This is a genomic window from Micromonospora sp. DT201, assembly GCF_049841575.1.
Classification (GTDB): Bacteria; Actinomycetota; Actinomycetes; order Mycobacteriales; family Micromonosporaceae; genus Micromonospora.
The window spans coordinates 1-26,585 of the sequence record NZ_JBNCKP010000024.1 but is presented as its reverse complement, the minus strand read 5'-3'; the positions used below and the strand labels follow the sequence as shown (position 1 = coordinate 26,585).

General features: G+C 71.5%; 24 protein-coding genes and 1 riboswitch. Of the genes, 13 read left to right on the top strand and 11 right to left on the bottom strand.

Annotated elements, in window-relative coordinates:
* Positions 1–7 precede the first annotated feature (7 nt).
* From ACLQ28_RS29310 to ACLQ28_RS29295, 4 genes are all read left to right on the top strand, one after another.
* Positions 8–901, top strand: coding sequence for an ABC transporter permease (locus ACLQ28_RS29310; protein WP_425689488.1), 894 nt, complete (start codon positions 8–10; stop codon positions 899–901).
* Between the two features lie 34 nt (positions 902–935).
* Positions 936–1,712 carry an ABC transporter ATP-binding protein gene (locus tag ACLQ28_RS29305; RefSeq protein WP_425689546.1) on the top strand — a complete coding sequence of 259 codons (777 nt, stop codon included), beginning with the start codon at positions 936–938 and terminating at the stop codon, positions 1,710–1,712.
* 145 nt (positions 1,713–1,857) lie between these two features.
* Positions 1,858–3,375 (top strand): D-ribitol-5-phosphate cytidylyltransferase, encoded by a 1,518-nt coding sequence (locus ACLQ28_RS29300; protein ID WP_425689487.1) that lies wholly within the window; start codon positions 1,858–1,860, stop codon positions 3,373–3,375.
* Positions 3,376–3,409: 34 nt separating this feature from the next.
* Complete coding sequence (locus tag ACLQ28_RS29295) at positions 3,410–5,098, top strand: CDP-glycerol glycerophosphotransferase family protein (protein ID WP_425689486.1); 1,689 nt, start codon at positions 3,410–3,412, stop codon at positions 5,096–5,098.
* Positions 5,099–5,130: 32 nt separating this feature from the next.
* Here ACLQ28_RS29295 and ACLQ28_RS29290 read toward each other — a convergent pair whose 3' ends face one another.
* The 6 genes from ACLQ28_RS29290 to ACLQ28_RS29265 all read right to left on the bottom strand — a co-directional run bounded on the left by ACLQ28_RS29290 (position 5,131) and on the right by ACLQ28_RS29265 (position 11,235).
* A complete protein-coding gene (locus ACLQ28_RS29290; RefSeq protein ID WP_425689485.1) occupies positions 5,131–6,108 on the bottom strand; it encodes a hypothetical protein in 978 nt (325 codons plus the stop codon).
* 74 nt (positions 6,109–6,182) lie between these two features.
* Positions 6,183–6,932, bottom strand: coding sequence for an alpha/beta fold hydrolase (locus ACLQ28_RS29285; RefSeq protein ID WP_425689484.1), 750 nt, complete (start codon positions 6,930–6,932; stop codon positions 6,183–6,185).
* Between the two features lie 134 nt (positions 6,933–7,066).
* Entirely contained in the window at positions 7,067–7,903 is an 837-nt protein-coding gene (locus ACLQ28_RS29280) for a C39 family peptidase (RefSeq protein WP_425689483.1), read from the bottom strand.
* A gap of 233 nt (positions 7,904–8,136) precedes the next feature.
* Positions 8,137–8,278: riboswitch (cyclic di-AMP (ydaO/yuaA leader) on the bottom strand.
* Positions 8,279–8,562: 284 nt separating this feature from the next.
* Entirely contained in the window at positions 8,563–9,333 is a 771-nt protein-coding gene (locus tag ACLQ28_RS29275; RefSeq protein WP_425689482.1) for a hypothetical protein, read from the bottom strand.
* 133 nt (positions 9,334–9,466) lie between these two features.
* Positions 9,467–9,907 (bottom strand): hypothetical protein, encoded by a 441-nt coding sequence (locus ACLQ28_RS29270; RefSeq protein WP_425689481.1) that lies wholly within the window; start codon positions 9,905–9,907, stop codon positions 9,467–9,469.
* Between the two features lie 92 nt (positions 9,908–9,999).
* Positions 10,000–11,235 (bottom strand): acyltransferase family protein, encoded by a 1,236-nt coding sequence (locus ACLQ28_RS29265; RefSeq protein ID WP_425689480.1) that lies wholly within the window; start codon positions 11,233–11,235, stop codon positions 10,000–10,002.
* 309 nt (positions 11,236–11,544) lie between these two features.
* Between ACLQ28_RS29265 and ACLQ28_RS29260 the strand changes: the two genes are divergently transcribed.
* Together ACLQ28_RS29260 and pseI are read left to right on the top strand one after the other, a co-directional pair.
* Positions 11,545–12,720 carry a glycosyltransferase family 2 protein gene (locus ACLQ28_RS29260; protein WP_425689479.1) on the top strand — a complete coding sequence of 392 codons (1,176 nt, stop codon included), beginning with the start codon at positions 11,545–11,547 and terminating at the stop codon, positions 12,718–12,720.
* A gap of 133 nt (positions 12,721–12,853) precedes the next feature.
* Complete coding sequence (pseI, locus tag ACLQ28_RS29255) at positions 12,854–13,906, top strand: pseudaminic acid synthase (RefSeq protein ID WP_425689478.1); 1,053 nt, start codon at positions 12,854–12,856, stop codon at positions 13,904–13,906.
* Positions 13,907–14,038: 132 nt separating this feature from the next.
* On the opposite strand, the gene ACLQ28_RS29250 is transcribed toward pseI, so the two are convergent.
* From ACLQ28_RS29250 to ACLQ28_RS29235, 4 genes are read right to left on the bottom strand one after another with little or no spacing between them, the layout of a single operon-like run.
* Positions 14,039–14,500 (bottom strand): hypothetical protein, encoded by a 462-nt coding sequence (locus tag ACLQ28_RS29250; protein WP_425689477.1) that lies wholly within the window; start codon positions 14,498–14,500, stop codon positions 14,039–14,041.
* On the bottom strand, positions 14,484–15,239 hold the full coding sequence (locus ACLQ28_RS29245) for an SDR family NAD(P)-dependent oxidoreductase (RefSeq protein ID WP_425689476.1): 756 nt from the start codon (positions 15,237–15,239) through the stop codon (positions 14,484–14,486). The genes ACLQ28_RS29250 and ACLQ28_RS29245 overlap by 17 nt, the downstream gene beginning before the upstream one ends.
* Complete coding sequence (locus ACLQ28_RS29240; protein WP_425689475.1) at positions 15,232–16,506, bottom strand: AMP-binding protein; 1,275 nt, start codon at positions 16,504–16,506, stop codon at positions 15,232–15,234. Before ACLQ28_RS29240 ends, ACLQ28_RS29245 begins: the two co-directional genes overlap by 8 nt.
* Complete coding sequence (locus tag ACLQ28_RS29235; protein WP_091401397.1) at positions 16,503–16,754, bottom strand: acyl carrier protein; 252 nt, start codon at positions 16,752–16,754, stop codon at positions 16,503–16,505. Before ACLQ28_RS29235 ends, ACLQ28_RS29240 begins: the two co-directional genes overlap by 4 nt.
* Before the next feature lie 100 nt (positions 16,755–16,854).
* Between ACLQ28_RS29235 and ACLQ28_RS29230 the strand changes: the two genes are divergently transcribed.
* The gene (locus ACLQ28_RS29230; protein WP_425689474.1) at positions 16,855–17,364 is read left to right on the top strand and encodes a GNAT family N-acetyltransferase; all 510 of its coding nucleotides are present in this window, start codon (positions 16,855–16,857) and stop codon (positions 17,362–17,364) included.
* A 103-nt stretch (positions 17,365–17,467) separates the two neighbouring features.
* On the opposite strand, the gene ACLQ28_RS29225 is transcribed toward ACLQ28_RS29230, so the two are convergent.
* The gene (locus ACLQ28_RS29225; RefSeq protein ID WP_425689473.1) at positions 17,468–19,204 is read right to left on the bottom strand and encodes a hypothetical protein; all 1,737 of its coding nucleotides are present in this window, start codon (positions 19,202–19,204) and stop codon (positions 17,468–17,470) included.
* Positions 19,205–19,569: 365 nt separating this feature from the next.
* Between ACLQ28_RS29225 and pseB the strand changes: the two genes are divergently transcribed.
* From pseB to ACLQ28_RS29195, 6 genes are all read left to right on the top strand, one after another.
* Complete coding sequence (pseB, locus tag ACLQ28_RS29220; protein WP_425689472.1) at positions 19,570–20,553, top strand: UDP-N-acetylglucosamine 4,6-dehydratase (inverting); 984 nt, start codon at positions 19,570–19,572, stop codon at positions 20,551–20,553.
* The gene (locus ACLQ28_RS29215) at positions 20,550–21,707 is read left to right on the top strand and encodes a DegT/DnrJ/EryC1/StrS family aminotransferase (RefSeq protein WP_425689471.1); all 1,158 of its coding nucleotides are present in this window, start codon (positions 20,550–20,552) and stop codon (positions 21,705–21,707) included. The genes pseB and ACLQ28_RS29215 overlap by 4 nt, the downstream gene beginning before the upstream one ends.
* A 10-nt stretch (positions 21,708–21,717) precedes the next feature.
* The gene (locus tag ACLQ28_RS29210; RefSeq protein WP_425689470.1) at positions 21,718–22,566 is read left to right on the top strand and encodes a hypothetical protein; all 849 of its coding nucleotides are present in this window, start codon (positions 21,718–21,720) and stop codon (positions 22,564–22,566) included.
* 205 nt (positions 22,567–22,771) lie between these two features.
* Positions 22,772–24,547, top strand: coding sequence for a class I SAM-dependent methyltransferase (locus ACLQ28_RS29205; protein ID WP_425689545.1), 1,776 nt, complete (start codon positions 22,772–22,774; stop codon positions 24,545–24,547).
* A gap of 20 nt (positions 24,548–24,567) precedes the next feature.
* Positions 24,568–25,320: a cytidylyltransferase domain-containing protein gene (locus tag ACLQ28_RS29200; protein WP_425689544.1), complete on the top strand. Its 753-nt coding sequence runs from the start codon at positions 24,568–24,570 to the stop codon at positions 25,318–25,320.
* Positions 25,317–26,456 carry a PseG/SpsG family protein gene (locus tag ACLQ28_RS29195; RefSeq protein ID WP_425689543.1) on the top strand — a complete coding sequence of 380 codons (1,140 nt, stop codon included), beginning with the start codon at positions 25,317–25,319 and terminating at the stop codon, positions 26,454–26,456. Before ACLQ28_RS29200 ends, ACLQ28_RS29195 begins: the two co-directional genes overlap by 4 nt.
* Positions 26,457–26,585: the final 129 nt, after the last annotated feature.

Sequence of the window (26,585 nt, the reverse complement as noted above, 5' to 3'; positions counted from 1 at the left end):
CATATCCATGGCCACCACCGCGCTGGTCGACCCTGACACGGGCCTGACCCAGGCGCAGCTGGCCGCTCGGCACGGGCTACGAGTCGCCGGTGAGCGACCGACCCTCGTCGAGTACAGCCGCCAATTGTGGGCCTACCGGCACTTCATCGCCGCGTACGCCAACGCCAAGCTGGTCGCCTCTTACAGCAATGCCAAGCTGGGCCAGCTCTGGCAGGTGCTGACCCCGCTGACCAACGCGGCGGTCTACTACCTGATCTTCGGGGTGGTGCTGGCGCAGCAGGAGATGCCGAACTTCATCGCCTACCTGACCACCGGGCTGTTCATCTTCAACTTCACGCAGAGCGCGGTCCTGGCCGGCACCCAGTCGATCAGCAGCAATCTGGGGCTGATCCGGGCGCTGCACTTCCCCCGGGCCAGCCTGCCGCTGTCCACGACGTTGACCCAGTTCCAGCAGCTGCTGGCCTCGATGGTGGTGCTGATCGGCATCGTGCTGGTCACCGGTGAGCCGATCACCTTGGAGTGGTTGCTGCTGGTGCCGGCCCTGGTCCTTCAGGCGATCTTCAACGCGGGCGTGGTGCTGCTGGTGGCCCGGCTGGGTTCCAAGGCGAGCGACCTCAAGCAGGTGATGCCGTTCGTCATGCGCACCTGGATGTACGGCTCCGGCGTCCTCTACAGCGTCAGCCTCTTCGAGCGGCTGCCCGGCTGGGCGACGACGCTGGTGCAGTTCAACCCGCTGCTGGTCTACATCGAGCTTGCGCGGTACACGCTGCTCGAGGAAGCGCCGCTGCTCAACGAGTCGCTGACCCAGCTCTGGCTGGTCGGCGCCGGGTGGGCGCTGGTCGCCGGGATCGGCGGTTTCATCTACTTCTGGCGCGGCGAACAGGAGTACGGCCGTGGTTGAGCAATTCGACGCCCACATCGAGGCGACCGCGACAATGACCTCGACCAAGGAGCGCATCCCGACCGTGGTGGTCGACGACGCGCACATCATCTACCGCGTGCACCAGGGGGCCGCCGGTGGCACCACGCCGGTGGCCGCGCTGCGCCGACTGGTAAAGCGCACCAACGCGCCGAACGTCCGGGAGGTGCACGCGGTCAAGGGCGTCTCCTTCACCGCGTACCGGGGCGAGGCGATCGGGCTGATCGGCAGCAACGGCTCCGGCAAGTCCACCCTGCTGCGGGCCATCGCCGGCCTGCTGCCGGTCAACCGGGGTGAGATCCACACCCAGGGGCAGCCGTCGCTGCTGGGCGTCAACGCCGCCCTGCTCAACGATCTGTCCGGCGAGCGCAACGTCACCCTGGGTTGCCTGGCCATGGGCATGCATCCCGATGAGGTGGCCAAACAGGCCGCGGGGATCATCGACTTCTCCGGGATCAACGAGCGGGGCGACTTCGCCAGTCTGCCGATGCGGACGTACTCCTCCGGCATGGCGGCCCGGCTGCGGTTCTCCATCGCCGCCGCCAAGAAGCACGACGTGCTGCTCATCGACGAGGCGTTGGCCACCGGCGACAAGGGCTTCCGCAAGCGCAGCGAGCAGCGGGTGCGGGAGCTGCGGGAGGGCGCGGGCACGGTGTTCCTCGTCAGCCACCAGCTCTCCTCCGTCCGGGACACCTGCGAACGAACGATCTGGCTGGAATCGGGCGTTCTGCGAATGGACGGGCCCACCGATGAGGTCATCGGTGCATACGAGGCGTACGCGAACAGTAAGTAGGGGTTCCGCGAACATTCGGCATCGACACGGCACCACGGACCACGTCGCCCCCGTTGGGGCGGCGTGGTCCGCGCGTTAAGGTTCATTCCGTCGCCGCTCGGGCGGAACTTTCCGTTAACGCATTCCTGAGAGTGAGGATCCGGCAATGACGCAGGACCAGACCACTGGCCCGGACGCCGCAGCGGACACCTCAGCGCCGTGGCGGCCCTCGCGGACAGTGGCGGTGGTTCTGGCCGGAGGCACCGGGACCCGGCTGGGCCTCGGGATCCCGAAGCAACTACTGAAGATCGCCGGCAAGCCGATCATCGAGCACACCCTGGCGGTCTTCGAGGCAGCGCCGGAGATCGACGAGATCATCGTGTTGATGGCGACCGGCCACGTCGACGACGCCCGGCAGATCGTCGAGAAGGCCGGCCTGCGCAAGGTCACCAAGGTGATCGAGGGCGGTGACACCCGCAACGCCACCACCCGGATCGCGCTGGACGCGGTCGGCCCGGCAGACTGCAACATCCTCTTCCACGACGCGGTGCGCCCGCTGCTCAGCGGCAGGATCGTGCGCGAGTGCGTCAACGCGCTCTGGACCTACGACGCCGTGGACGTGGCCATCCCGTCCGCGGACACGATCATCCAGGTGGACGACAACGACTGCATCACCGACATCCCGGTGCGCTCCCGGCTGCGCCGCGGGCAGACCCCGCAGGCGTTCCGCTCCCCCACGATCCGCGAGGCGTACCGGATCGCCGAGGACGACCCGGACTTCGCCGCCACCGACGACTGCGGCGTGGTGCTGCGCTACCTGCCCGGCACCCCGATCAAGGTGATCGACGGTTCGGACGAGAACATCAAGGTCACCCACCCGGTCGACGTGCACCTGGCGGACAAGCTCTTCCAGCTCGCCGCGGCACAGGCGCCCCGGCTGACCGACCACCACAGCTACAGCGAGGAGCTGACCGGCCGCACCATCGTGGTGTTCGGCGGCAGCTACGGCATCGGCCACGAGCTGACCGAGCTGGCCCGGCGCTACGGCGCCCAGGTCTTCCCGTTCAGCCGTTCCAGCACCGGCACCCACGTGGAGCGGGCCGAGGACGTCGAGGCCGCGCTCACGACCGCCTTCGAGGCCACCGGCCGGATCGACCACGTGGTCGTCACCGCCGGCATCCTGGAAAAGGGCGCCCTCGCCGAGATGGACGAGGAGACGATGGATCGGCTGCTGCAGGTCAACTTCGTCGGGCCGGTGACCATCGCCCGCCAGGCCCTCCCCTACCTGCAGCAGACCAAGGGCCAACTGCTGCTCTACACGTCCAGCTCCTACACCCGGGGCCGGGCCCGCTACGCGCTCTACTCGGCCACCAAGGCCGCTCTGGTCAACCTCACCCAGGCGCTCGCCGACGAGTGGGCCGACGTCGGCGTCCGCGTCAACTGCATCAACCCGGAGCGGACCGCCACGCCGATGCGGACGCGGGCGTTCGGTGAGGAGCCGGAGCACACCCTGCTCGCCGCGGAGGCCGTTGCCCAGTCGTCACTGGACGTGCTGATCTCCGACCTGACCGGCCAGGTGATCGACGTACGCCGGGCACCTGGTGACGGACCCACGCCGAGCGTGCCGGCACAGTCCGGGCCGAGTCAGGTCGAGGCGTCGGCCGGCGCGGCGTCCGCGAACTGACGCCGGCACCTGTCGGAACCACGAACGGAGCGACATGCGCGGCGACCTGGTCCGAAAGATGGCCGCCCGGTGCCTGAGCACTGGTCTGGCCGTGCTGGCCTTTGTCGTGCTGGCGCTCACCGACGCCACCGGCTGGGGGCTGGCGCTGGCTGTCGCCGCGTTGGCCGCCTCAGCCGCCGAGCAGCGGATCCGGCCCAACGCTGAGCTCGTCGCGGAGACGACGCTGATCGCCGCCGCGGTCCTGGTCGGTTACTCCCGGCAGCTGGCCGACGGGCTCAACCTCACACTGGTCGCCACCGCACTGGTCCTGCTGGGGCTGGTACTGCTGGTGGGGCCCCTGCGCACCGCCGGCAACCTGGAGATCCGGGCGGCCAACCTTCCGGTACGCGCCTGGATGCCACTGATCGCCGACCAACTCGGCACCACCGTTCGCTGGCTGCTCGCCGCGGTGGCGCTAGCTGCCGCGCTCACCCTGCCGGCTGGCGTGGCGTTGGCCGCCAGCCTGCTGGTCGGCGCGGGTGCCGGTGTGGTCGCACTGGACCTGGCCCGGCGGCGGTTCCGGCCGGAAGCCGGAGGTGGAGCGGTGACTCGAGCGCTGCGCCGGCACCAGCCGGAGTTCGTGCTCTACTTCTCCGCGCCTCCTGGCTCGGAATACCAGGTCACCATGTGGCTGCCGTACCTGGAAAGGATCGGCCGGCCGTTCCTGGTGGTGCTGCGCGAGCCGGAGTTCCTGGCCCCGATCGCCGCAGCCACCGACGCACCGGTGGTCTACTGCCCCACCCTGCGGGCGATGGACGAGGCCCTGGTTCCGAGCCTACGGACGGCGTTCTACGTCAATCACGGGGCGAAGAACAGCCACTGCGTCCGCTTCACGCAGCTCACCCACGTCCAGCTGCACCACGGCGACAGCGACAAGGCGCCCAGCGCCAACCCGGTGTCCGGGATCTTCGACCGGATCTTCGTGGCGGGGCCTGCGGCGATCGACAGGTACGCCCGGGCCGGGGTGCAGATCCCGGCGGAGAAGTTCGTGGTGGTGGGCCGCCCGCAGGTCGAGTCGATCGCGGTACGCCCGGAGCCGGCGCGGGGTTTGACGCAACCGACGGTGCTGTACACCCCGACGTGGACCGGGCATCACGCCGACGCCGACTACTGCTCGCTGCCGGTGGCCGAGGGACTGCTGCATCGGTTGCTGGAGCGCGGCGCGACCGTGATCCTGCGGGCGCACCCGTACACCGCGCAGAACCCGGCCTCGGCCCGCCAGTTGGGTCACCTGACCGAGCTGCTGGTCGCCGATCGTGCCCGCACCGGGCGGCAGCACGTGGTAGGTGCGGCGGCTCGGGAGCTGAGCCTGACCGAGTGCGTGAACCAGTCGGACGCGTTGATCTCCGACGTGTCCGGGGTGATCTCGGATTACCTCTACTCCAGCAAGCCGTACGCGGTCACCGACATGGGCGACGAGGGTGACCGGTTCCTGGAGCGTTTCCCGTTGGCCGGGTCGGGTTACGTGTTGCGTCGGGACCTGTCCAACGTGGACGAGGTGCTGACCGCACTGCTGGACACCGACCCGCTGGCCGCGGAGCGCTGGGCGACCCGCCGCCGTTACCTCGGTGACTTCCCCGCCGAGTCGTACGCCGAGGCGTTCCTGACCGCCGCGCGCCGGGAGTTGGCGGCGACGGAGGACCCCGCGGCCGAGCGTTCGCCGCAGCTCTCCCCCCTGGCCTGACCTCGACTGTCGGCCCAGGCAAGGGAGCTAGGTCAATCCGAGCGGTGCCCGGCGTCGCGCAACGACTCCTCGATCGCGCTGATCAACTCGGCCCCGTCCACACCGTCCTCGTCCAGGTCTGGGAGCACCATCTCCCGGGTCTCCACCGGATTGTCCACCGGGTGCGGGTCGAACGGGTCGGCACCCGTGCGCACGTACAGGGCCTGAACCGTCGGCGCTGCGGTGGGCGGCCGGGTCGCCTCCAACAGGCCCACCGACCACGAGGCAACCGGGTGGATGCGCAGATCGTCGGCGGGCAGCCCGAACTCCGCCGCCAGAGCGGCGACCGCCGGCCCGAAGGGCGCTCGCGGCGAAACACCGACCGGCGGCAGCACGAGGAGCATGGTCAGCTCCCAGACCCCGTCGATCTCGGTCGCCCACGGCTGGACAACGGCGGACCACACGTCCGTCCGCCCCAGCAGCGGAAGACAGCGGGCCAGGGCCTCGTCGAGATCCGAGGCCTCCAACCGGGCGCGTACCCGCACCACGACGTCGTCTTCGGCGGCCACCAGGGGCAGCCGCCGGACCGAGGCGGTGGCCTGCCCGGCGAGCTCCCCTGTGGGCAGATCCAGCGCGTCGTCCGCGTTGTCGCCCACGGTGAGCACGGACACGCAGATCGGGGTCACTCCGCCTCTGCTCCGCTCGTGGCCGGCGACGAAGAGCGTCGGGTGGCCGCGCGCCGACTCATCCACCTCCACATCGCCGCTGCTCCACCCGAAGCGGCTCAGCAGGGGCGCGGCCAACTGGCGCACCGCGTCCGCGCCCGACGACGCAGGCGGCGGGGGCGGCAGGAGCGTCAGGTCGACGTTCACCCCGCCGCGGGCGCCATCGGGATCGGTACGGGCCACCGTCAGGCCATCCGGGGTGAGCGCGGCGACGAGCGGTTGGCAGCGACGCACCGCGTCGTCGAGTCGGGTGTCGACGACGTTCAGGCTCACGCTGACGAGCAGTGTCGAATCGGTGATAGGCATCGATGCAGGATCGTATGCCTCGGCGTGGGCGTGGCACGACCGATATTCCTGCTCCCGAACACGCTCCGGAGAGTTCAGCGATACGGGTCGAGCAGCGCCAGCACGGCCGCCGGGTCCTCCACGTGCGCGTTGTGCCCGAGGCCGGGCAGCGTGGCGACCGGAACGCCGTACTCCCTGAGCTGTTCGTCGGTGACCATCGGGTCGTGTTCCCCGCGCGCCAGCACCACCGGCACGTCGGTCGCCGCCAGCAGCGCGGCCAGGTCGGGCTCGCCGACGGCGAAGGCCCCCGGGTCCATGGCGAGACGCCAGCGGCCGTCGACCTGGCGCAGCCCGGCGTCCACGACCGGGTGGTCCGGCGGAAGCAGGCCGGCCAGTCCGGAGACGCGCAGGTAGCGGCGGGCCGCCTCGGTGCGGCTGGCAAACCAGCTCACCGGGCGGGCGGCGATCTCGGCGGCGCGGGTCAGCTCCGCGGGCGACCAGAGGGCCTTGATGCCCAGCCCGACCACCGCGTCCACCGGCATCCCGGCGTCGCGGGCTGCCAGCACCAAGCCGACCACTCCACCCAGCGAGTGCCCGAGCACGACGAGCCGGTCGTCGGCGGCGAGGCCGCGGTGGGCGATCTGCCGGGCGAAACCCTCGAAGGAGTACGACGGCAGCGGCGCCGCCCAGCCGTGGCCGGCAAGGTCCGGTGCCAGCCACCGCCCGGGCCAGTGCTGCTCCAACAACGGCGCCCACGGCAGCCAGACGTCCCCGGTCGCGCCCATCCCGTGCAGCAGCAGAAGGAACGGCCTGCGGCCGGCGTGACCAACCGATTCATCCACCACGGCCGCAGTCTGCCACGGTTCACTGCCCCGGACGAGAGTCGCCGATCGTGGCGCACGCCGTACCGCTGGGGAAAGACACCGCGGGCGCCGGCCCCTCGTGAGGGACGGCGCCCGCGGCGGTCAGCGTGCCTGTGTCAGGCGGAGTAGCCCCGGCTGGCGATCCAGTTGGCCAGGTCGATCGTGGTGACCCAGTACGACGGGTCGGCCGGGTTCGCCGAGTCGGCGATCCGCACGGTCCGGCCGTTGTCCTTGTAACCCACGACAGCGATGTAGTGCCCGCCGCCGTAGGAGTGCCAGCCACCGTCGGTGTCGGTGGCGTCGCCGACGACGTTGGCCACCACGCCCCGGCCCTCGGTGATGGCCTTGACCACGTCGGCCTGGAGCTGGTCCATCTGCGCCGGGCTGGGCGCGCCGGCGAACATCCGGGTCTGGTACGGGGAGCCCTTCACCTCGGCGTTGAGGACCCGGGTGGTGTCCTCGGCCGAGTTGGTGCCCATCTCGGTGGTGCCCATCTCGGCACCGAGCTCTTCCTGGGTGCGGTCGATGCCGGTGGCGCTGAGCGCGTTGCGGGTGGCCGCCGGGCCGCAGTTGTAGTAGGTGTTCTGCGCCTCGTAGTCGTAGTCGAGCACCTTGGTCGCGGGTGGCTTCGGCCGCTCCGGCTTACGGGTCAGGTCCGGGTTGCTGCTGGCCTTGGCCGCGGGAGCCGCGGCGCTGGTAGCCGGTGCGGCGGTGCTCGGCGCGGCGCTGGCCAAGGGGGACGCGTCGCTGGAGACGGCGGTGTCGCTGCGCATCTCGGCGACCGTGGTCGCGGTGCGCTGGCTGGCCGGGGCGTCGTCGGCATCGGTGAGCAGGGCACCGGTGGTGGTGGCGATCACGAGGGCCGCGGCAGAAGCGGCGAGGATCTGGAACGGGCGCTCGGTGGCGAAACGGCGGAGCTGACGCTGCATGGTGTGCTTCACGGGGTCCTCCACGGATCGAGGGGAGAGCGGCACACCGGGGCCGGACCGGTATCCGGGCAGGCGCCAGCGCGCGGACCGTGGTCCGCGGATGGTGAACCGCTCAGGGAAACGCCCGGCGCGGCCGGGCGGGAGAGGCGATGACCCGGGGGGTCAGCTCACCGTCACTGGACGGATGAGCGGGGGCACCGCTGCGCCGTGGAGGCGAGGGAACAGCCGAGGGGTGGAGAGGTGCTGCACGAGTTTGGAACTCCTTCCGGCACCGCCTACCGGGTTAGCTGACGGATTCGGGCGGGAAGATCGCCCTACCGCAGGCCGTGGCTCGCGGATTCACCCCAGACTTACTGATGGGTCCCCGGTTCGTTGATCACGATTGAGCGGGTCGACACGGCGTCGCCTCTTGCGATCGGTTACCGCGCCAGACGGGACGACACTACTGGCCTGTTCGCGGCCTGCCAAGCAAGGTTCACCTGCGTAAACCTGATTTGGTGCAGCAATTTCTGCGCGTATTGCTGATGATGTGACTCGATGGGACAACCGGTTACGGTGACGCCTCCGGGCGACAACCGGACAGGCCGCCGATAATGCGGCCACAATTACGGGAAAAATCGAGCCGATCGTGCCGGACGCCCGAATTCCGGATAGCGTGGCCGGGCTCACACAACGGATCGGACTCAACCCGCACGGGCTGGGCGCCAACGCGCCACGAGGGCGGGACGGGACGCCCCGCTCGCCGCCCGTCGGGCGGGTGCCGGGCTCGGCCGCAGCCGGGCCGCTGCCGCGTACGCCTCATCGGCGAGGGCGCGCGCCGACTCGGCGGCCAGTTCCGCGCTCCGCCAGGCGGCCCGCTCCTCGGTGGCCGCGGCCTGGTAGTCGGCAAGCCTCGCGTCCCGGATCGCCCGGCTGAGCAGCACCTCCTGCTCGACCGGGTGCCGTCGGGGATCCCAGCCGTGCCGGTGGGCGAACACGTCTCCGAGCTGCGCCATGGTCAGATCGCCCCGCCAGTACGCCGCCGTCGCCGCACGGTGCAGGTAGCGCTCCCGAGCGACGTACTCGGCGGGGGTCCGGGGGGTGTGCGGGGTGGGCAGCGCCCCGGACCCCGCGAAGCGACGGGCGGCGGTGTCCGCCTCGTCGTACCCCGCCAAGGCCCGCTCCATCTGCTCCTGAGCGGAGAGCCAGGCATCGCGTCGCCGCCGTGCCGTCCTGGCCGCGCCGGCCGCGGCCACGGTCACCTCCTCGGCGTACCGGCGTAGGTCGACGGCCTCGGCCGCAGCCAACTCGCGGGCGGTCGGCGCGACGGGGAGCGGGTCGTCCGTGGGCCGGTCCCGCTCGGGGCGGGCGACCAGCACGGCGAGTACGCCAAGTGCCAGCAGGAACAGAGCCGACCAGATGGCAGCGGCCTGCGGCACCTCGGTCAGGAACTGGTAGAAGACGACGGTCTCCATGGTCGGCACCTCGGGGAGAGAACAAGCGATGGGAAGCCCCACCGGCCTCCTGGCCACGGCGGGCCACGGATCGGCGGGATGCAGAGCTGGTAGGTCGACGGGGCGCAGCGACGGGACGCTTGTCCCGGGTGGCTCAGCGCCGGGGTGGGCCCCGGGGAGCCCAGCGGTGTGGACCGTCGACGAGAGGCAGCCGGTCGGACCCGGCCGCGTGCACCGGCAGCACGCCTGCCGCGATGGTGCCCTGGCCTCCGGGCGGCGCCGGATGCGAGTCGACCGACCCGGCCGGGAAGGACTCTTCGCCGGCCCCCGCACGGACCGCCTGCGCCGGGTGCACGACACCCTCGCCCGAGGTGGGCCGGCTGAATGCCGCGAGCAGCCCGGGCGCGAACGCCGATGGCTCGGCACTCAGGCTGGGCGCGGCACTCAGGGTGGGCACGGCACTCAGGGTGGGCGCGGCGGCCGAGGCCGTGCCGGCGCCAAGCGCCAGGGCCGCGACCACGGCAAGGCTGGTCAGCACCCGCGTAGCCCAGCGCGCCACCCACCACAGCGGACAGGTGAGCGCGACCGGAAGCACGCCCCCACGCTACCGCCGTGCCGACCCGGGCGCACCGACCCCGGGCGTGTCGCCGCACGCCGCGCCGAACCCCCTGACCAGGGTGGACGGAGTCAGCGCGAGTCGACGTACGTTGACTGGCTCCCGGCCTGGTCAGCCCCGCCGGCCTCGGCTTGAGTCCCGTCGCCATCGGCGTTGCGGGCGTCGTTGCCGGCAGCCTGGGTTACCGGCGTGCGTTGTTGCGGCACGGGCGGCCGGGCCGGACGGCGCGGCCCGAGCCGGCGCATCATCGGGGTCTCGACGAAGCGATGCAGCAACCCGGCGAGGACCAGGTTCACCAGCAGGAAACCGAGCACCGCGACCGGGCCGCGCCAGCCCTCGAAGCCGGTCCCCCAGTCACCGGTGAAGCGCAGCACGCTCGTCATCACCAGCACATGGACCAGGTAGAAGGCGAACGAGACCTCGCCGAGCCAGACCAGGGGCCGGGACCGCCACGGCGAACGCTTACCCCGCACGTCCGCGTCCGCGGCGGCGGCGATCACCAGCAGGTACGCGACCGCGAGCAGAGTGGTCCACAGCTCGGCGCGAATCCACTCCGCGGCTGCCACCCAGGTGGCCACGAAGATCCCGCTGGCTACGGTCAGCCCCGGACCACGCCAGAGGCCACGGCGCATCAACTCGGCCGCCACCGCGCCCAGCCAGAACTCCAGCGACCGGACGGGCGGGAAGATCTGGGTGAACCACCACCGGCTCACCTCCGGCACCAACTGCTGGGCCGGCCAGAGCGCGAGGATCAGCAGCGGCAGCACGACGATCAGCGCCCAGAGCAGCTTCGGCCGAGCCCGGCGCAGCAGCGGCAACGCCAGCGGCAGACACAGGTAGAAGAAGAACTCGCAGGAGAGCGACCAGCTCACGGTGTTGATGCTGTAGAACCAGCCCGGCCGGGGATCCCAGGCCTGCAACAGCAGCACGTTCTCCAACGCGGCCGCTGGCAGGACCGGGTCGGCGAACCACCAGGCGACCAGCAGCGCCGCCCCCCACAGCACCAGGTGGTTCGGGTAGATCTTGGCAACCCGTCGCCGCCAGAAGGTGCGCCGGGAGTCGCCCGCGCGGGCCGACCAGACCAACACGAAACCGCTGAGGATGAAGAAGAACTGCACCCCGGACAGGCCGAGAGTGAACAACGCGTCGACCACGGCCTTGTAGTCCGGCTCGGCGATGATCCGCATGGTGCCCGCGTGGAAACCGAAGACCAGCAACGCGGCGATCCACCGCAGCCCGGTCAGCGAGGGCAGTCGGGCTGGTGCGGGGGCGGGCCGGGCAGTTGACACCGTTGCGGCGCTCGTCATGCCGGGACTCCGAACCTCGGCAGGGTCACCAGCACGTCCGTATCCTCCTCGCCGCGGCGTCGGACGGCGCGACGGCGACGCCCGCGACGGCCCGGCAGGGCCGCACCGGGGCACCCTACCGGGTCACTCCAGGGTGAACCGGACGCGTCCCACCGCCACCTGCCGGCCGGTCAGGCCACGGTCTCCCGGGTCAGGTGACCGCCCATCGGCGGGCGTTAACCTTCCGCTCGGCGGGAGTTCAGAGACTCCACCATCGCCGGCCACGTGAGGTTCCGGGGCTGGCCACCCGGGTCGTCGAAGGTGGCGGGCGTGGTCAATGAGCCGACGCACGCACCGCTGCTGAGCATCGTCGTGCCCGTGTACGGCGTCGAGGCGTACCTGTATCAGTGCCTTGAGTCGATCCGGGCCGACGTCCCCGTGGGCGAATCGGACGCAGTTGAGCTGATCGCCGTCGACGACGCCTCCCCGGACGGCTGCGGCGACATGCTCCGCTCGTACGCCGCCGGACGCGACGGTGTCCGCGTCGTGCACCTGAGCAGCAACGTTGGCCTGGGCCTGGCCCGCAACGCCGGGCTCGACGTGGCCACCGGCCGGTACGTCTGGTTCATCGACAGCGACGACTGGTTGCCGCCGGGCACGATCCCGGCGGTGCTGGACCGGCTTCGCCAGCACCAGCCCGACGTGCTGATGCTGGACCACCTCCGGGTGCACGAGGACGGCCGGCGGGAGGTCGACGCGAGCAGTCACCTGCTGCACGGAATCCCCGGCGTGACCCGACTGACCGACCAGCCGCAGCTGCTGCGGGTGCAGCACACCGCCTGGAACAAGGTGGTCCGTCGGGACTTCCTGGGCGAGTTGGAGCTGCGGTTCTTCCCGGGCTGGTACGAGGACATCCCGTTCAGCCACCCCCTCATCATCGGTGCGGAGAAGGTCTCCGTGCTGGACCGGGTCTGCTACCTGTACCGGCAGGGCCGGCAGGGCGCGATCACCTCCACCCGCAGCGGTCGGCACTTCGACGCATTCGCCCAGTACGAGCGGCTGATGGACTGGGTCGCCCGCAAGCACCCGGACGAGAAGTTGCAGGCCGAGCTGTTCCAGCTGATGATCAGCCACTATCTGGTGGTCGTGGGCAACGACGGTCGGCTGCACCCACACCTGCGGCGATCCTTCTTCCACCGGGCCACCGAGCACTACCGTCGATACCTGCCCACCGGCGGCTACCCGCTGCCCTCGGGCGTGAACGGGCTCAAGCACCGCCTCGTCGGGCGCGGGGACTGGGTGGCGTACTCGGCACTGCGCCAGGCACACCGGGTCGCTGGTCGCCTACGCCGGAGCGGTCCGGCGGGTGGCGTCGGTGCCGCAACCAGTTCGGTCAGCGCCGACGAGGACCCTGGCCGAGGGGCGGGCGCCACGACGACGCGGGACGGCGGGCTCGCCATGACGATGGAGCGGCGCGACGCGCTGGCCGGTGGCCGCCTGCCGTGACCGCCCCCACCGCACACCACGCCGGGAGCCGGGGCGGCTCCCGGCGCCCTGGTTTTCCAGGTCGTCCGCCCGCCGGGCGGACGACGACAGCACCACCGCACCCCGGTGCGGGCGTACCTGAGCAGAGGTCGGAATGACGGCGACAATCAAGATCGGACCGCACGCGGTCGGTGCCGGGGAGCGACCGTTCGTGGTCGCCGAGATGTCCGGCAACCACAACGGCGATCTGAACCGGGCGTTGGCCATCGTCGACGCGGTGGCCGAGAGCGGGGCGCACGCGCTGAAGCTCCAGACCTACCGGCCGGACACCATCACGATCGACGTCGACACCCCGGCGTTCCGGATCTCCAGCGGGCACGAGTTGTGGGGCGGGGAGAACCTGTACCGACTCTACGAGCGCGCGCACACCCCGTACGAGTGGCACGCCCCGATCTTCGAGCGGGCCCGCGAACGTGGTCTGACCGTTTTCTCGTCGCCGTTCGACGCGACCGCCGTGGAGCTGCTGGAGTCGCTGGACGCGCCCGCGTACAAGATCGCTTCTTCGGAGCTGGTCGACCTGCCGCTGATCCGGCTCGTGGCCAGCACCGGCAAGCCGATGGTGATCTCCACGGGCATGGCGACGGTGGCCGAGATCGACGCCGCGGTACGAACCGCCCGTGCCGGAGGCGCGGCGGGCATCGTCCTGCTGGCCTGCACCGCGTCCTACCCGGCACCGCCGGCCGACAGCAACCTGCGCCGGTTGCCGGTGCTGGCCGGTGCGTTCGACGTGCCGGTCGGGCTCTCCGACCACACGCCCGGCATCGGGGTGGCGGTCGCCTCGGTGGCGCTCGGTGCCTGCTTCATCGAGAAGCACGTCACCCTGGACCGGGCCGACGGCGGTGTCGACTCGGACTTCTCACTGAACCCGGCCGAGCTGACGGCCCTGGTCGCCGAGTCCGGCCGCGCGTACGCCGCCCTGGGTGGCACCGCGATCGGCCCAACCCCGGCCGAGCAGGAAGGGTTGCGGTTCCGCCGTTCCCTCTTCGTGGTCGAGGACGTCCGAGCCGGTGACCCGGTCACCGCACAGAACGTGCGATCGATCCGGCCAGCTGGCGGCCTGGCCCCCGTGGAGATCGACCGGGTGCTGGGCCGCACCTTCGCCACCGACGTCCCGCGCGGCACTCCCCTGAGCTGGGACCTGATCTGACCGGCAGCCGGGGTGCGTAAAGGCACCCCCTGCCCGCGCCTTGATCAAGAGATGGAAAGTAGGTGCCAGGACCGTTCCTGACCTACTTTTCATCTCTTGATCACCGTGCCACTGCCGGTGCGCTGCCGCCCATCACATGTTCGAAGGACCGGTGGCCTGGTCGCGGGGAGCCGACTCGGGGGCGAAGCCGACGGTGACCACCAGGTCAGCCGTGCGCAGGGTGCGCCAGAGCGCGGTACCGTCCGCCGGGGTGCCCAGCCCGTGCCAGCGCCACCAGGTCGCAATCGGCACGTCGGCCAGCTTGCAGCAGCACTCGGCGCGGGTCCACCGCGCCCAGAAGTCAGTCAAGCCGAACCGGCGGGCCAGCGCCGGCGGCACCGGGGCGTCCGCGCGTTCCGCGTCGATGGCCACCCGCCACCCGGGCGTCTGCGGGCCGTACCACCCAACGCAGCGGCCGTCGTCGAGGTGACTGCGGGTCACCGCGTCGGTCAGGTCGGCGGGGACGCCGATGCGCAGATGCTGTTCGGCGACGGCGAGCAGACCCGGCACCGGACGGGGCCGGACCAGCCGGTCCAGGTCAGATGGAGGCGGCACCGTCCACCACGATGACCTGGCCGTTGATGTTGGTGTGCTCCCGCAGCAGCATCCGCACCACCGGCGTGACCTCCACCGGCTCGGTCAGGTGACCGGTCGGGGTGCGGCGCACGATCTGGTCGAGCTGGGTCGGGCCGAGCACGGCGGACATCTCCGAGGCGAAGAAGCCGGGCGCGACCGAGTTGACAAGCATCCGGCCACCCAACTCCCGGGCGAGCGAACGCGTGGCGGCGTCCATGCCGCCCTTGGTGGCCGAGTACGCGACCAGACCCGGGAAACCGCGCTGCCCGCAGATCGACGTGATGTTGACGATCCGCCCGCGCAGCCCCTTGGCGAGCATCCGGCGGATCACCAGCCGGGTCAGCTGCAGCGGGGCGGTCAGGTTGGTCTCGATGATCCGGGCGATGTCGTCGGCTGCGGTGTGCGCGTGCAGGGAGTCCTGCCCCATGGCGGCGTTGTTGACGATGCCGTCGATCGGGCCGAGGCGCTGCTCCACCTCGCGGATGAAGCTCTGCGCGGCGCGCAGGTCGGTGACGTCCACCGAGCCGACGTGCACCCGGTCCGGGTGCTCGGCGGCGAGCTTCTCCAGCTCCGGAGTGACGGTACGGGCGAACGCCGCCACCCGTACGCCCGCGTCGAGCAGGTCGGTGACGATGGCCAGGCCCAGCCCCCGGGAGCCGCCGGAGACGAGGACCACGGAGCTGGGCGGAACGAGCTGGGTGTCGGTGGGGTCAGACATCGCTCTTCAGGGTCTCCTTGACGGGGATCTCGGTCAGCACGCGGATCCGGCGCGGCACCGCGTGTTCAGGAAGTTGGTCGGCACACCAGCGGACCAACGCGCCCTCGTCGGGCACGCTGGCGTCGGCGGGACCGGCGGGGGTGAGGACCACCTCGGCGACCACCATCCGGCCGAGCACCGGGGCCCGGCGGCCAGTGACCCGGGCCCAGGCCACCGCGGGATGCCCGGTCAGCACGCCGCGGACGACACCGGCGGAGACCTTGCTGCCGCCGACGTTGATCTCGTCGGAGTCCAGTCGGCCCGTGATCAGGACGCGGTCGTCGAGCACCTGCACCCGGTCCCCGGTGTGGATCGGGCCGGCCAACCCGGCGCCGTGGTACGGGGAGGTCACCACCAGCTCGTCGTCGCGAACGGACAGCGTCGGCCGACCAGGGGTTTCCCGGTCCAGCCAGTCGACGGGGAAACCAGCCCGCCCGTCGTGCACCACGATGGACGCCCCCACCTCGGATGAGGCGTAGATCCAGGAGATCCGGGCCGTGGGGAAGACCTCCCGCAGCTGGTCCAGGATCGCCTGGTCCACCGGCTCCCCGCCGAGGGTGATCTGGCGCAACGGCACCCGGGCCAGCGCGGCGGCATCCCGGTAGAGGGTGCGGCGCCAGAAGGTCGGGGTGCCGGAGGCGGCGTCGACGCCGTTCGCGGCGGCGACCGTGGGCCAGTCGTCCAGCTCGTCCGGCTCGACCACCACCAGGTGTTGGCCGGGCTGGGTCAGCGACAGGGTGACCACCTGCCACCAGGCGTACGTGCCGGGGGCGTACGGGCAGAGCCAGGTCCGGTCGGGCTGCTCGGCCCGCACGGTGGTCAACGTGTCGAGGGTGTGCCCGACCCGCTTGGGACGCCCCGTCGAACCCGAGGTCAGCAGCCAGAGCCGGCCAGGCTCGGCGGCTCGCGGCCGGGCCGGGACGCTCAGGTGCACACCGGCGTCGTCGAGGACGCCAACGGTGAACCCGGCCTCCAGCAGCTCCGTACGCATCGTCTCGTCGACCCGACTCGCGGTGCTGAGCAGCAGCTCAGTGCCGTGTACGGCGTGCTGCCGAGCGGCGGTGAGCGCGTGCACGGCGGCGTGGGCGAGCACCGCCGCGGGGTCGGGCAGCGTCAGCGTCGGCAGCGAACGCCAGGTCAGCGCGACACCACCGACGACGAGCCGGTTGTCGACACCCGCCGGCTCCGGGTGCGCGGGTGCGGTGTCACTCGCCGGCGCGACGGTCACTGGTGCTGAAGCTCGACGAGGAAATCGAGGACGTCTCCGACGGTGGCGATGCGGCGCAGGCCGGGGGCGTCGAAGTTGAGCTCCTCCCCCGTCTCGTCCTCCACCCGCAGGGCCAACTCGGAGAAGTCGAGCGATCGGAAGCCGATCTCCCGCAGCTGCGCCGCGTCGTCCGCGGGCAGCTCCTTGTCCTGGTTCTTCAGCACCTGAGCCATGAGGTCGCGGATCTGCGCGCGACTCAATTCGTTCATGCGCCGCAGTCTACAACCCAACGAATGCATATCTGATTTCCCGGTAGGCCCGGGTAAGGTGCCGGGACCCGACGTGAACAGATAAGAAAGCGAGACGCACGTGCTGCGCGAAGCGACGGCGGACGACGTTCACCTGATGTTGTCCTGGCGTAATCAGGAAGCCAACCGCCAGGTCAGCAAGACCAGTCACGAGATCACCGTCGAGGAGCACGCCCGGTGGTGGTCGGCGGTCCGTGACGACCCGTCCCGGCGGGTGCTGATGTACGTCCGCGACGACCTGCCCTGCGGCGTGGTCACCTTCTTCGACCTGCGACTGGACGGCCCTCGCACCGGCGCGTGGGGCTTCTATCTCGACGCCGAGGGGCTGGACGGGCGGAGTGAGACGCTGCCCGCCTGGCTGGGGGTCATGCGGGAGGCCGTCGAGTACGCCTTCGACGGGCTGCACCTGGACCGACTCGACGGCGAGGTGCTCGGTCACAATACCGTCGTACGACAGATGAACCGGCGTTTCCGATTCGTCGAGGGAACGCCCCGGCAGGAGCTGTCCGACGGCCGGGAAATCACTGTCATCCCGATTTCCCTGGCCCGCGCCGACCGCCGTCAGCGCTGATTGTCGCAACGCTCTGCGCAATGGACCGAAATCATTAACCGCCGGTGCTCCCGGTGGACATCCGCCGTTCACGAATAGCGGTGTCCACCGGGGGTGCGGTCACTCAGGCCCGACGCCAGGCCGCCCAGTGCTGCACCGGGTTGCCGCCGAGTCGGACGAAACCGTACTTCGTGCCGTCCCAGTCGTCGGCCGCGCCGGGTGCCCAGCGGGCGAACACCACCTGCGCCGCGGCCGGTGGCTGCCCGAGGCCGAACCACCGAACGTCGGTCCAGGTCACCTGGTGGCTGAGGTTGAACCGGATGACGTAGTGCACACCGGTCGAGGCCCACACCCGCTCGCCGGGGTGTACGCCGACGTCGGCCACCTGGGGTGTCGCCTCGGTGCTCGCGATGGCCGGCTGCACGACGTGTCGGTCGATCACCTGCATGGTGACGAGGTTGGCCACGACGAGTACGCCGAGCATCGGCAACCGCAGTCGGGGCACCAGAACGGTCGCGACGAGCAGCAGACAGCCGGCGATGCCGACCAGCGACCCGACCACCGGCTGCATCTCCCGCCAGCCCGCGGTCAACGCCACCAGGTCCGGCGCGCTGAAACCGCCGTAGCGCAACCGGTGACCCTGGCTGGCCACGTACGCGAGCCGGACGGCGATGAGCGCACCGCCGCCGACCAGCAGGGCCACCGCGACGGCCACCCGGCGCAGCACCTCCCGGCGGCTGGCGGTCAGCAGCACCCCGAGCCCGACCAGCAGCCAGAACGGCGCGAGCATCTGCACGTAGCGGCCGTAGATCGCGTCCAGCGGCTTGCCGGTGATGCCGGCCAGGATCACCGACGACCCGCCGGCCACGCCGACGGTCACCACCAGCGCCACGCCCATCGTCCAGCGGGCGGCGTCGCCGTGCCGTGGGCGCCACAGCTCGCGGACAGCGGCGGCCCAGGCCACACCCGCCATCCCGAAGGTGATCACCACGAGGTACCAGAGTTGCGTGGTGACGCCCGCGCTGACACGGACCACACCCTGGACGGAGGCGACCGCCTCCACCGTGCCGCCGCCGGGGGTGCTGCCGAGGAGGTAGACCTTGTTGCCGAGGTGATGGATGGCGGCCTCGTTGACGAGCGCCATGGCGAGCACCGGCAGCACCGCCGCGAGCACCGCGAGCGGGCTGATCCGGCGGCGGACGAACAGCAGCAGGACCAACCCGGCGTGCACCGCCACGATCACCAGGCCGCGGGAGTGCAGCAGGTGGAACCCGCCGACCAGCAGACCGACCGTGGCGGCGGCGAGCGGGCCGGGCCGCCCGATCCAGCGGTGCACGGCGAGCAGCCAGGCGACCACCAGCGGCGCCATCACCGTGTCGATCATGGCGATGCCCGCGTAGAAGGCGGTGGCCGGAAGCGTCGCCGCCGCCACCGCACCGAGCAGCGCGTACGACCGGCGCAGCTGGAGCAGGCGGCGGCCGAGCAGGTACGCCAGCGGCAACAGCGTCGAGTTCACCATCGCGTTGATCAGCTGGACGATCCGGTAGCTGTCGGTGAAATCCCGGTCCCCGAGGAACGCTGGCGAGATCAGCATCGGGTAGCCGACCCGGCGCAGCAGGTCGTTCTCGCTGCTGAAGCCGCCCGGCCCGCCGGCCAGCGCGCGGGCGGTGTTCAGGTAGCTGTCCTCGTCGGTGTGCGCGATCGGCAGGACGATGTGCCGGGACAGCCACATCCGCCAGGCGACGCTGAGCACCCAACCGACGACCAGCAGCAGCGGCACCAACCAGCGCCGCGTGGGTGCGGAGTCCTTCGTCTCCGCCGCAACCGCCGGCCGTTCGATCACGTCGCTACCGGATGCCATCAACGCCTCCAGAATTGCCGGCCGGACCGGGCCCGCGCGGACCCGGCGGGCACGTCGGCCCGCGCCGGTGACGCTCGGGGTGACCCGCTCGCACCGAGCTGGTGTGAATGTCGGGTGAACTCGGGAACCGGCGGAAAACAGGGCCGCCGGGTCACTCGCGCGGTCACTGTAACGGCCCGATCCGACCTGGTCAGGCCCGTTACGGGTTGGTCGGAAGTGTTTGCCTACGCGGTGCTCGCCATTCACGGGAGCAGTGGTCGCGGTTAACCCGCGAGCGTCGGGAAGTTAACCCGCCATGGCTAGCGTCTCACCCCGGTCGGCCGGCCGAGGGCCGCCCGTTCATCCACGATCACGGGAGCACCAAATTGAGTGAGTTGAATGGATCGTCCATTCTGATCACCGGGGGAACGGGTTCCTTCGGCAGGACCTTCCTCCGGCACATCCTCACCGAGGCCGACCCGGCCCGCGTGGTCGTGTTCTCCCGCGACGAGCTCAAGCAGTACGAGTTGCGCCAGCAGCTCGGCGACGACCCACGACTGCGCTGGTTCATCGGCGACATCCGGGACCGGCACCGCCTCACCCGCGCCATGCACGGGGTGGACCACGTGGTGCACGCCGCCGCGCTGAAGCAGGTGGACACCGCGGAGTACAACCCCTCCGAATACATCGCCACCAACATCACCGGCTCACAGCACGTCGTCGACGCTGCGATCGAGGCCGGCGTCAAGAAGGTCATCGCGCTCTCCACCGACAAGGCGTCCAGCCCGATCAACCTGTACGGCGCGACGAAGCTGGTCGGCGACAAGCTGTTCGTCTCGGCCAACCACTACGCCGCCCAGCACCCCACCCGGTTCGCCGTCGTGCGCTACGGCAACGTGGTGGGCAGCCGCGGCTCGGTCGTCCCGCTGTTCCGCCGGCTGGCCGCCGAGGGCAAGAGCCTGCCGATCACCGACAAGCGGATGACCCGCTTCTGGATCACGCTCGACCAGGCCGTGCAGTTCGTCATGGACTCGTTCGACCAGATGCAGGGCGGCGAGTTGTTCGTGCCGCGCATCCCGAGCATGCGCATCCTCGACCTGGTCGAGGCCGTGGCCCCGGACGCCACCACCCACGAGATCGGGATCCGGCCGGGCGAGAAGCTGCACGAGGAGATGATCGCGCCCGACGACAGCCGGCGGACGCTGCGCGCTGACGGCCGGTTCATCGTCCAGCCGACCATCGCCACCTGGGGCTACCAGCCGCCGGTCGACTGCGAGCCGGTCCCGGACGGCTTCGCCTACCAGTCGGACACCAACGACGAGTGGCTCACCGTCGAGCAACTGCGCGACATGCTCGGCCTCAACGCATGACGGGAATGCTCCCGTACGGCCGGCAGTCGATCACCGAGGACGACATCGCCGCCGTCGCCGACGTGCTGCGCGGCGACTGGCTCACCACCGGTCCGCAGGTCGACGCGTTCGAGGCCGACCTCGCTGGCTGGACCGGTGGGGTCGGCGTCACCGCCGTCTCCAACGGCACCGCGGCGCTGCACGTGGCGTACGCGGCTGCCGGGGTTGGCCCGGGTGACGAGGTGGTCGTCCCGCCGATGACGTTCGTGGCGACGGCCAGCAGCGCGGTCGCCCTCGGGGCGAAGATCGTTTTCGCCGACGTCGAGGACGAGACCTTCTGCCTCGACCCGGCGGCGGCCGCCGCCGCGGTCACCTCGCGGACGAAGGTCGTCTCCGCGGTCGACTACGCCGGCCACCCGGCCGACTACGACGCGCTCCGCAAGTCGGTGGTGGGCAGCGACGCGTTGCTCCTCGCCGACGCGGCGCACTCGATCGGCGGGACCTACCACGGCCGGCCGGTGGGTTCGCTTGCCGACCTGACCACGTTCTCGTTCTTTCCCACCAAGAACCTGACCACCGCCGAGGGCGGCGCGGTCGCCGCACTGGACCCGCAGGTCTTGGAACGGGCCCGCCGGTTCCGCGGCGTCGGCATGGTTCGGGAACGCGACGAGCTGCGCTTCCCGGACGAGGGCGGCTGGCACCAGGAGGTGCACGAGTTCGGGCTGAACTACCGTCTGCCGGATGTGCTCTGCGCCCTGGGCCGCAGCCAGCTACGCCGGCTAGGCGAGTTCAAGGCGCGACGGACCGCCCTGGTCGCCCGCTACGACGAGGCGCTGGCCGATCTGGACGGCGTGCTGCTGCCCACCCGCAAGTCGTGGGCCGACCCGGCCTGGCACCTCTACCCGATCCGGGTGCTCGACGGGCGTCGCCGCGAGGTGTATGACCGGATGCGGGCCGCCGGCATCGGCGTCCAGGTCAACTACATCCCGGTGCACTGGCACCCGGCCTTCGCCGATCTTGGTTACCGGCGCGGGTCCTGCCCGGTGGCCGAGTCGTTCTACTCCCAGCAGCTGTCACTGCCGCTCTACCCGGGACTCAGCGACGCCGACCAGGATCGCGTCATCGACGCGCTGACCGCGGCCCTGCGGGTCGGCTCGGTGCGTTCCGCCGCCTGATGGGAACCTGATGCACCACGCCAACCACTTCTACGGCCACGCGCACGTGCTGGCCCGCTACGCCGGTCTCGGCGACGGGCACCCACCGCGGATCAACGGGTACGTGCAGCACGGCTGGAACATCGGCGACGGCCTGGCCCCCGGTCACCCGTACGCCGACCGCACCCCCAGCCTGCTCTGGTCGGAACAGACCCGCCGGCGGGCCTGGTCGGTGGGGCGGCGCAACGTGGTCGTCATCGGAGCCCCGTTCATCTACCTGCTGGCCATGCGCCCCGAAGAACCGCCGGCCGAGGAGCGGGAGGGCACCATCTGGTACCCGTTCCATGGCTGGGAGGGTCAGCACGTCAAAGGCGACCACCGCAAGTTGATCGCCCTCATCAAGGAGACCGAGCCCGGCCCGGTCACCGTCTGCCTCTACTGGCACGAGTACCGGATGCGCAGCGTCCGCCGGCTCTACGAACGCGCCGGTTTCCGGGTGATCTGCCACGGCTACCGGGGGCACTGGTGGAAGGACACCGACCCGGAGTTCCTCGACAGGCAGCTGACCGAGTTGCGCCGCCACCGCCGGGTAGCATCCAACCGGCTGACCAGCGCGATCTTCTACGGCATCGCGGCGGGATGCGAACCGGCGGTCTACGGCGACCCGATGATCTTGTCCAATGAGGACCCGACCTTCGGCGGGACCGCCCGGATCCGGCGGCAGTGGCCGGAGCTGCACGGCACCAAGGTCGACCTGCCCACCGCGGTCGAGATCGCCCGCGCCGAGCTGGGCACCGACCACCGCTGCACGCCGGCAGAGCTGCGCGAGCTGCTCGGTTGGGCAAACCTCCAGGAGGAAGAGGACCACCGTGACGACTGAGAGGCTGTCGGGGAACCCCGGGGCGAGCGAGGCGGAGTCCATCCGGCGATCCGGCAAGGCGGAGTGTGGTCCGAATACAACACCGGTATCCGGACCGCACTCCAACGCCGCCGGTCGTCAACTGGGCCCGTCGCAGCCGCTGCGGGGTTCCCTGACAGCCTCCGCGACGGCACCCGCAGGCCGGATCACCCTGCCGGGCGGCGAGATGCTGGCCTGGTCCGACCTGCCGCAGGAGCGGTTGGCCGACGGTGGGCCCGTCGCCGCGCTGGCCGCCCGGCTCGTGCCGCCCGGCGCCCGGGTCCTGGTGGCCGGGCCGCACGACCCGGCCCTGCTCGACCAGCTCGGCCACGCCGAGGTGACCTGCCTGCTGCGCAGCCACGCGGACGCGGTCGCGCTGGCCCAGCGGGCCGCCCACGTGGTGGTGGGTGGCCCGGCCGGGTTGCCCGACGACGAGACGTACGACGTGGTGATCGCCGCCGCCGGGCTGGACCCGGTGGAGTCGGTGGAGGGCACCCGGCTCGGCTGGGACGGCTTGCTGGCGCGACTGGTCGCCGCGGTGCGACCGGGCGGCGCGCTGCTGCTGCGCCTGGACAACCCGCTCGGCCTGCACCGACTGGTCTCCACCACCCCCTGGTACGCCAGCCGGGACGATTCCGCGTGGACGATCAGCGGGGTGCTGGATCGCACCCACCCGACAAACCGGGACCAGCTGCGCGAGCGGCTCATCGGAGCGGAGCTGCAGCCGGCCGAGTGCTGGGCCGCGTACCCCGACGCCGGCACCCCGACGGCGCTGCTCGACGCCGACCACCTCGACCGGGACAACGGCTCCGGCCTCTTCGACGCGGTGCTGCACGGCGCGTGCGCCGGAGGTTTCACAAGCGACACCGTGCTCCAGGACCCGGCCCGGCTGGCGGTGGACGCGCTGCACGCCGGACGCGCCGCCGACCTGGCGCCGGGCTGGCTGATGCTCGCCCACCGACCCTCCGGCTCCGCGGCCCCGACCACCCCGTCAGCCGGCCGGGACCTGCCGGTGGCGCTGGTGCAGACCGGGCGGCCGGGGATCGGCGTCATGGAGGTGCTGCACGGCCCGTCCGGATGGCGTTGGGGGCTCACCGCGGCCACCGACACGAACGTGCCGGCCGCCGCGCCGTTCGCCAGCCGCGAGGCCGCGTACCGGGACGCGGACGCGCTGTCCGGGCCGGTGCCGTCCGGCCGGCTGCTGCGTACCCTGCTGCTCGACGCGGCCCTGCGCCGCGACCTGGCGACCCTGCGCACGCTGCTGCACGGGTACGCGGGCTGGCTCGACGAGCAGGCCGACACCGACGGCCGGATCACCGGCGCCGCGGCGCTGGCCGGCACCGACAACGTGGTCGTCGACGGCGAGCGTTACGCGGTGCTCGACCCGAGCTGGCGGGCCACCGACGCGCTGCCCGCCAACGTGGTGCTGGCCCGCGGACTGTGGCGCTTCGCGGCGGGCCTGCTCACCGGCGGATACGCCCACCCGTGGTCGTCCACCCTCGACGTTGCCGGTCTGACCGTGGTGCTCGGCGGACTCACCGGCCATGATCTGGACCGCACGACCGTCGTCGAGGCGGTGGAGGCCGAGGCGGCCATCGCCGCCGCACTGCACGGGCTGGACCACGACGGCAGGGTCAACCTCGCCACCGAGCTGCACGCCGTCGCACCGACCGACCCGCCGGTCGGTGCGGACAGCTACCAGCAACTGCGCGAGGCGTGGCTGCGTCAGCGCGAGGAGCTCTCCCGGCTGGCCGCACTGACCGCGTGGACCGAGGAACTGCTCACCTCGCGGGAACGGGCGCTGCGTCGGGCCGAGACGACGATCAGCCTGCTCAGCGGCTCGCTCAGCTACCGGGTGGGCCGGCTCGCCATCACCCCAGCCCGGCTGGCCAAGCGAGGTGCCCGCGCCGCCAAGCGCCGAGCCACCGCGGTACTCGCCCCGAAGCAGGAGGAGCAGCAGTGACCGGCGTACCGGTGCACGGGGTGACCCCGCCGGACGGCGCAGCGCCACGGATCGTCGGCATCGTGCAGGCCCGGATGGGCTCCTCCCGGCTGCCCGGCAAGGTGCTCCGCCCGCTCGCCGGGCGTTCCGTGCTGGGCCGGGTGGTACGCGCCGCCCGCGACAGCGGCGTCCTGGCCGACCTCGTGGTCGCCACCAGCACGGACGCGGCCGACGACGCAGTGGTCGCCGAGTGCGAACGGCTGAGTGTGCCGTGCCACCGCGGGCCGGTCGACGACGTACTGGATCGATTCGTGGGTGCTCTCGCAGCGCACCCCGGGGACGCGGTCATGCGGTTCACCGCCGACTGCCCACTGCTCGACCCGGAGATCATCACCCTGGTCGCGTCGGTGTACCGGGCCGTCCCCGGGCTGGACTACGCAAGCACGTCGATCGCCCGCACTCTGCCCCGCGGGCTGGACGTCGAGATCATCCGAGCGGAGACACTGCGCACCCTGGGCCGGCTCGCCACCGACCACCACCGGGTGCATGTGACCTCGTACGCGTACACCCACCCGGAGCTGTTCCGGGTGCTCGGCGTGACCCTCACCCCGGACCGCTCCGCGCTGCGGCTGACCCTCGACACCGAGCAGGACTGGGCGCTGGTCAGCGCGATCATCGACCACTTCGGGGACGTCAGCGTACCGCTGGCCAAACTCGCCGACTGGCTCCACGGGCAGCCCCAACTGCGCGCGCTGAACGCCGACGTACGTCAGAAGCAACTGGAGGAGTCCTGAGCACCCTCCGAGTCGGGTTGCGCTGCGACGCCGGACCGCAGCGCGGCGTCGGCCATCTCGTCCGCTGCCTGGCGCTCGCCGAGGAGTTCCTCGCCCGGGGCGCCCACGTCGCCGTGTTCGGCACCGTCGAACGGCTCCCCTGGGCCACCGCGGAACTCGCCTCGCGGGGCATCCCCCTGCACCCCGGCCCGGATTCGCCGGCCGAGCTGGTCGAGGCAGCGCACCGACACGAACTGGACGTGGTGGTCCTCGACTCCTACGAGCTGGACCCGGCCGGGGCGGGCGCCCTACGCGCCGCCGGTGTGTTCACCCTCGCCGTGATCGACGGGGACAGCCGGGGCCAGGTCGCCGACCTCTACCTCGACCAGAACTTCGGCGCGGAGCTGCCAGAGCTGCCTTCCGCAGCGGAGCTGCCAGAGCTGCCTTCCGCAGCGGAGCTGCCAGAGCTGCCTTCCGCAGCGGAGCTGCCAGAGCTGCCCGGACGGCTGCTCGCCGGCAGCGGGTACGCCCTGCTGCGTGACTCCGTGATCACCGCCCGGCCAGCCGTTCCCCCGCCCGCCACGACGGTCAGCCGACCCCGGGTGCTGGCGTTCTTCGGCGGTACCGACGCGGTCGGCGCGGCGCCGGTCCTGACCCGGGTGCTGGTGGCCACCGGCCACCCGATGGACCTCACGGTCATCGTCGGCCGACCCGAGATCGAGGCGGAGGTCGAGGACGTCACCCCCGGCCGCGGGCAGATCATCCGGCCGATCCCGCCCACCAGCGCACTGCCGAAACTGATCACCGAAGCCGACCTGGTGGTCAGCGCCGCCGGCACGTCCACCTGGGAACTCTGCTGCCTCGGCGCACCCGCCGCGCTGGTCTGCGTGGTCGACAACCAACGTGAGTCGTACGGCCGGGTGGTGCAGCACGGCCTGGCCGCAGGCCTCGGCGAGTTGCCCGAGCTGACCGCCGCCGGGGTCGCCGGACGTGCCACCCGCGCGGCGGCGGCGCGGACCCTGCACGGGCTGCTCAGCTCACCGCAGCGCCGCGCAACGCTCGCCGCGCAGGCCTGGTCCACCGTTGACGGACAGGGCCGGGCACGGGTCGTGGACGCGGTGTTCGAGGCCGTCCGCGCCGCCGCTGTCACCGACTGACCGCGGAAGGTCAAGGTCACGCCCGATCCTGGAAACAGTCCGCTCGAACCGTGCTTGGGCTCAAGTGGTTGTTGCAACGGGGTGGATTCTCGTCAGGATGAGGGGTCATGCCGGGGCAGAGGTTGTCGT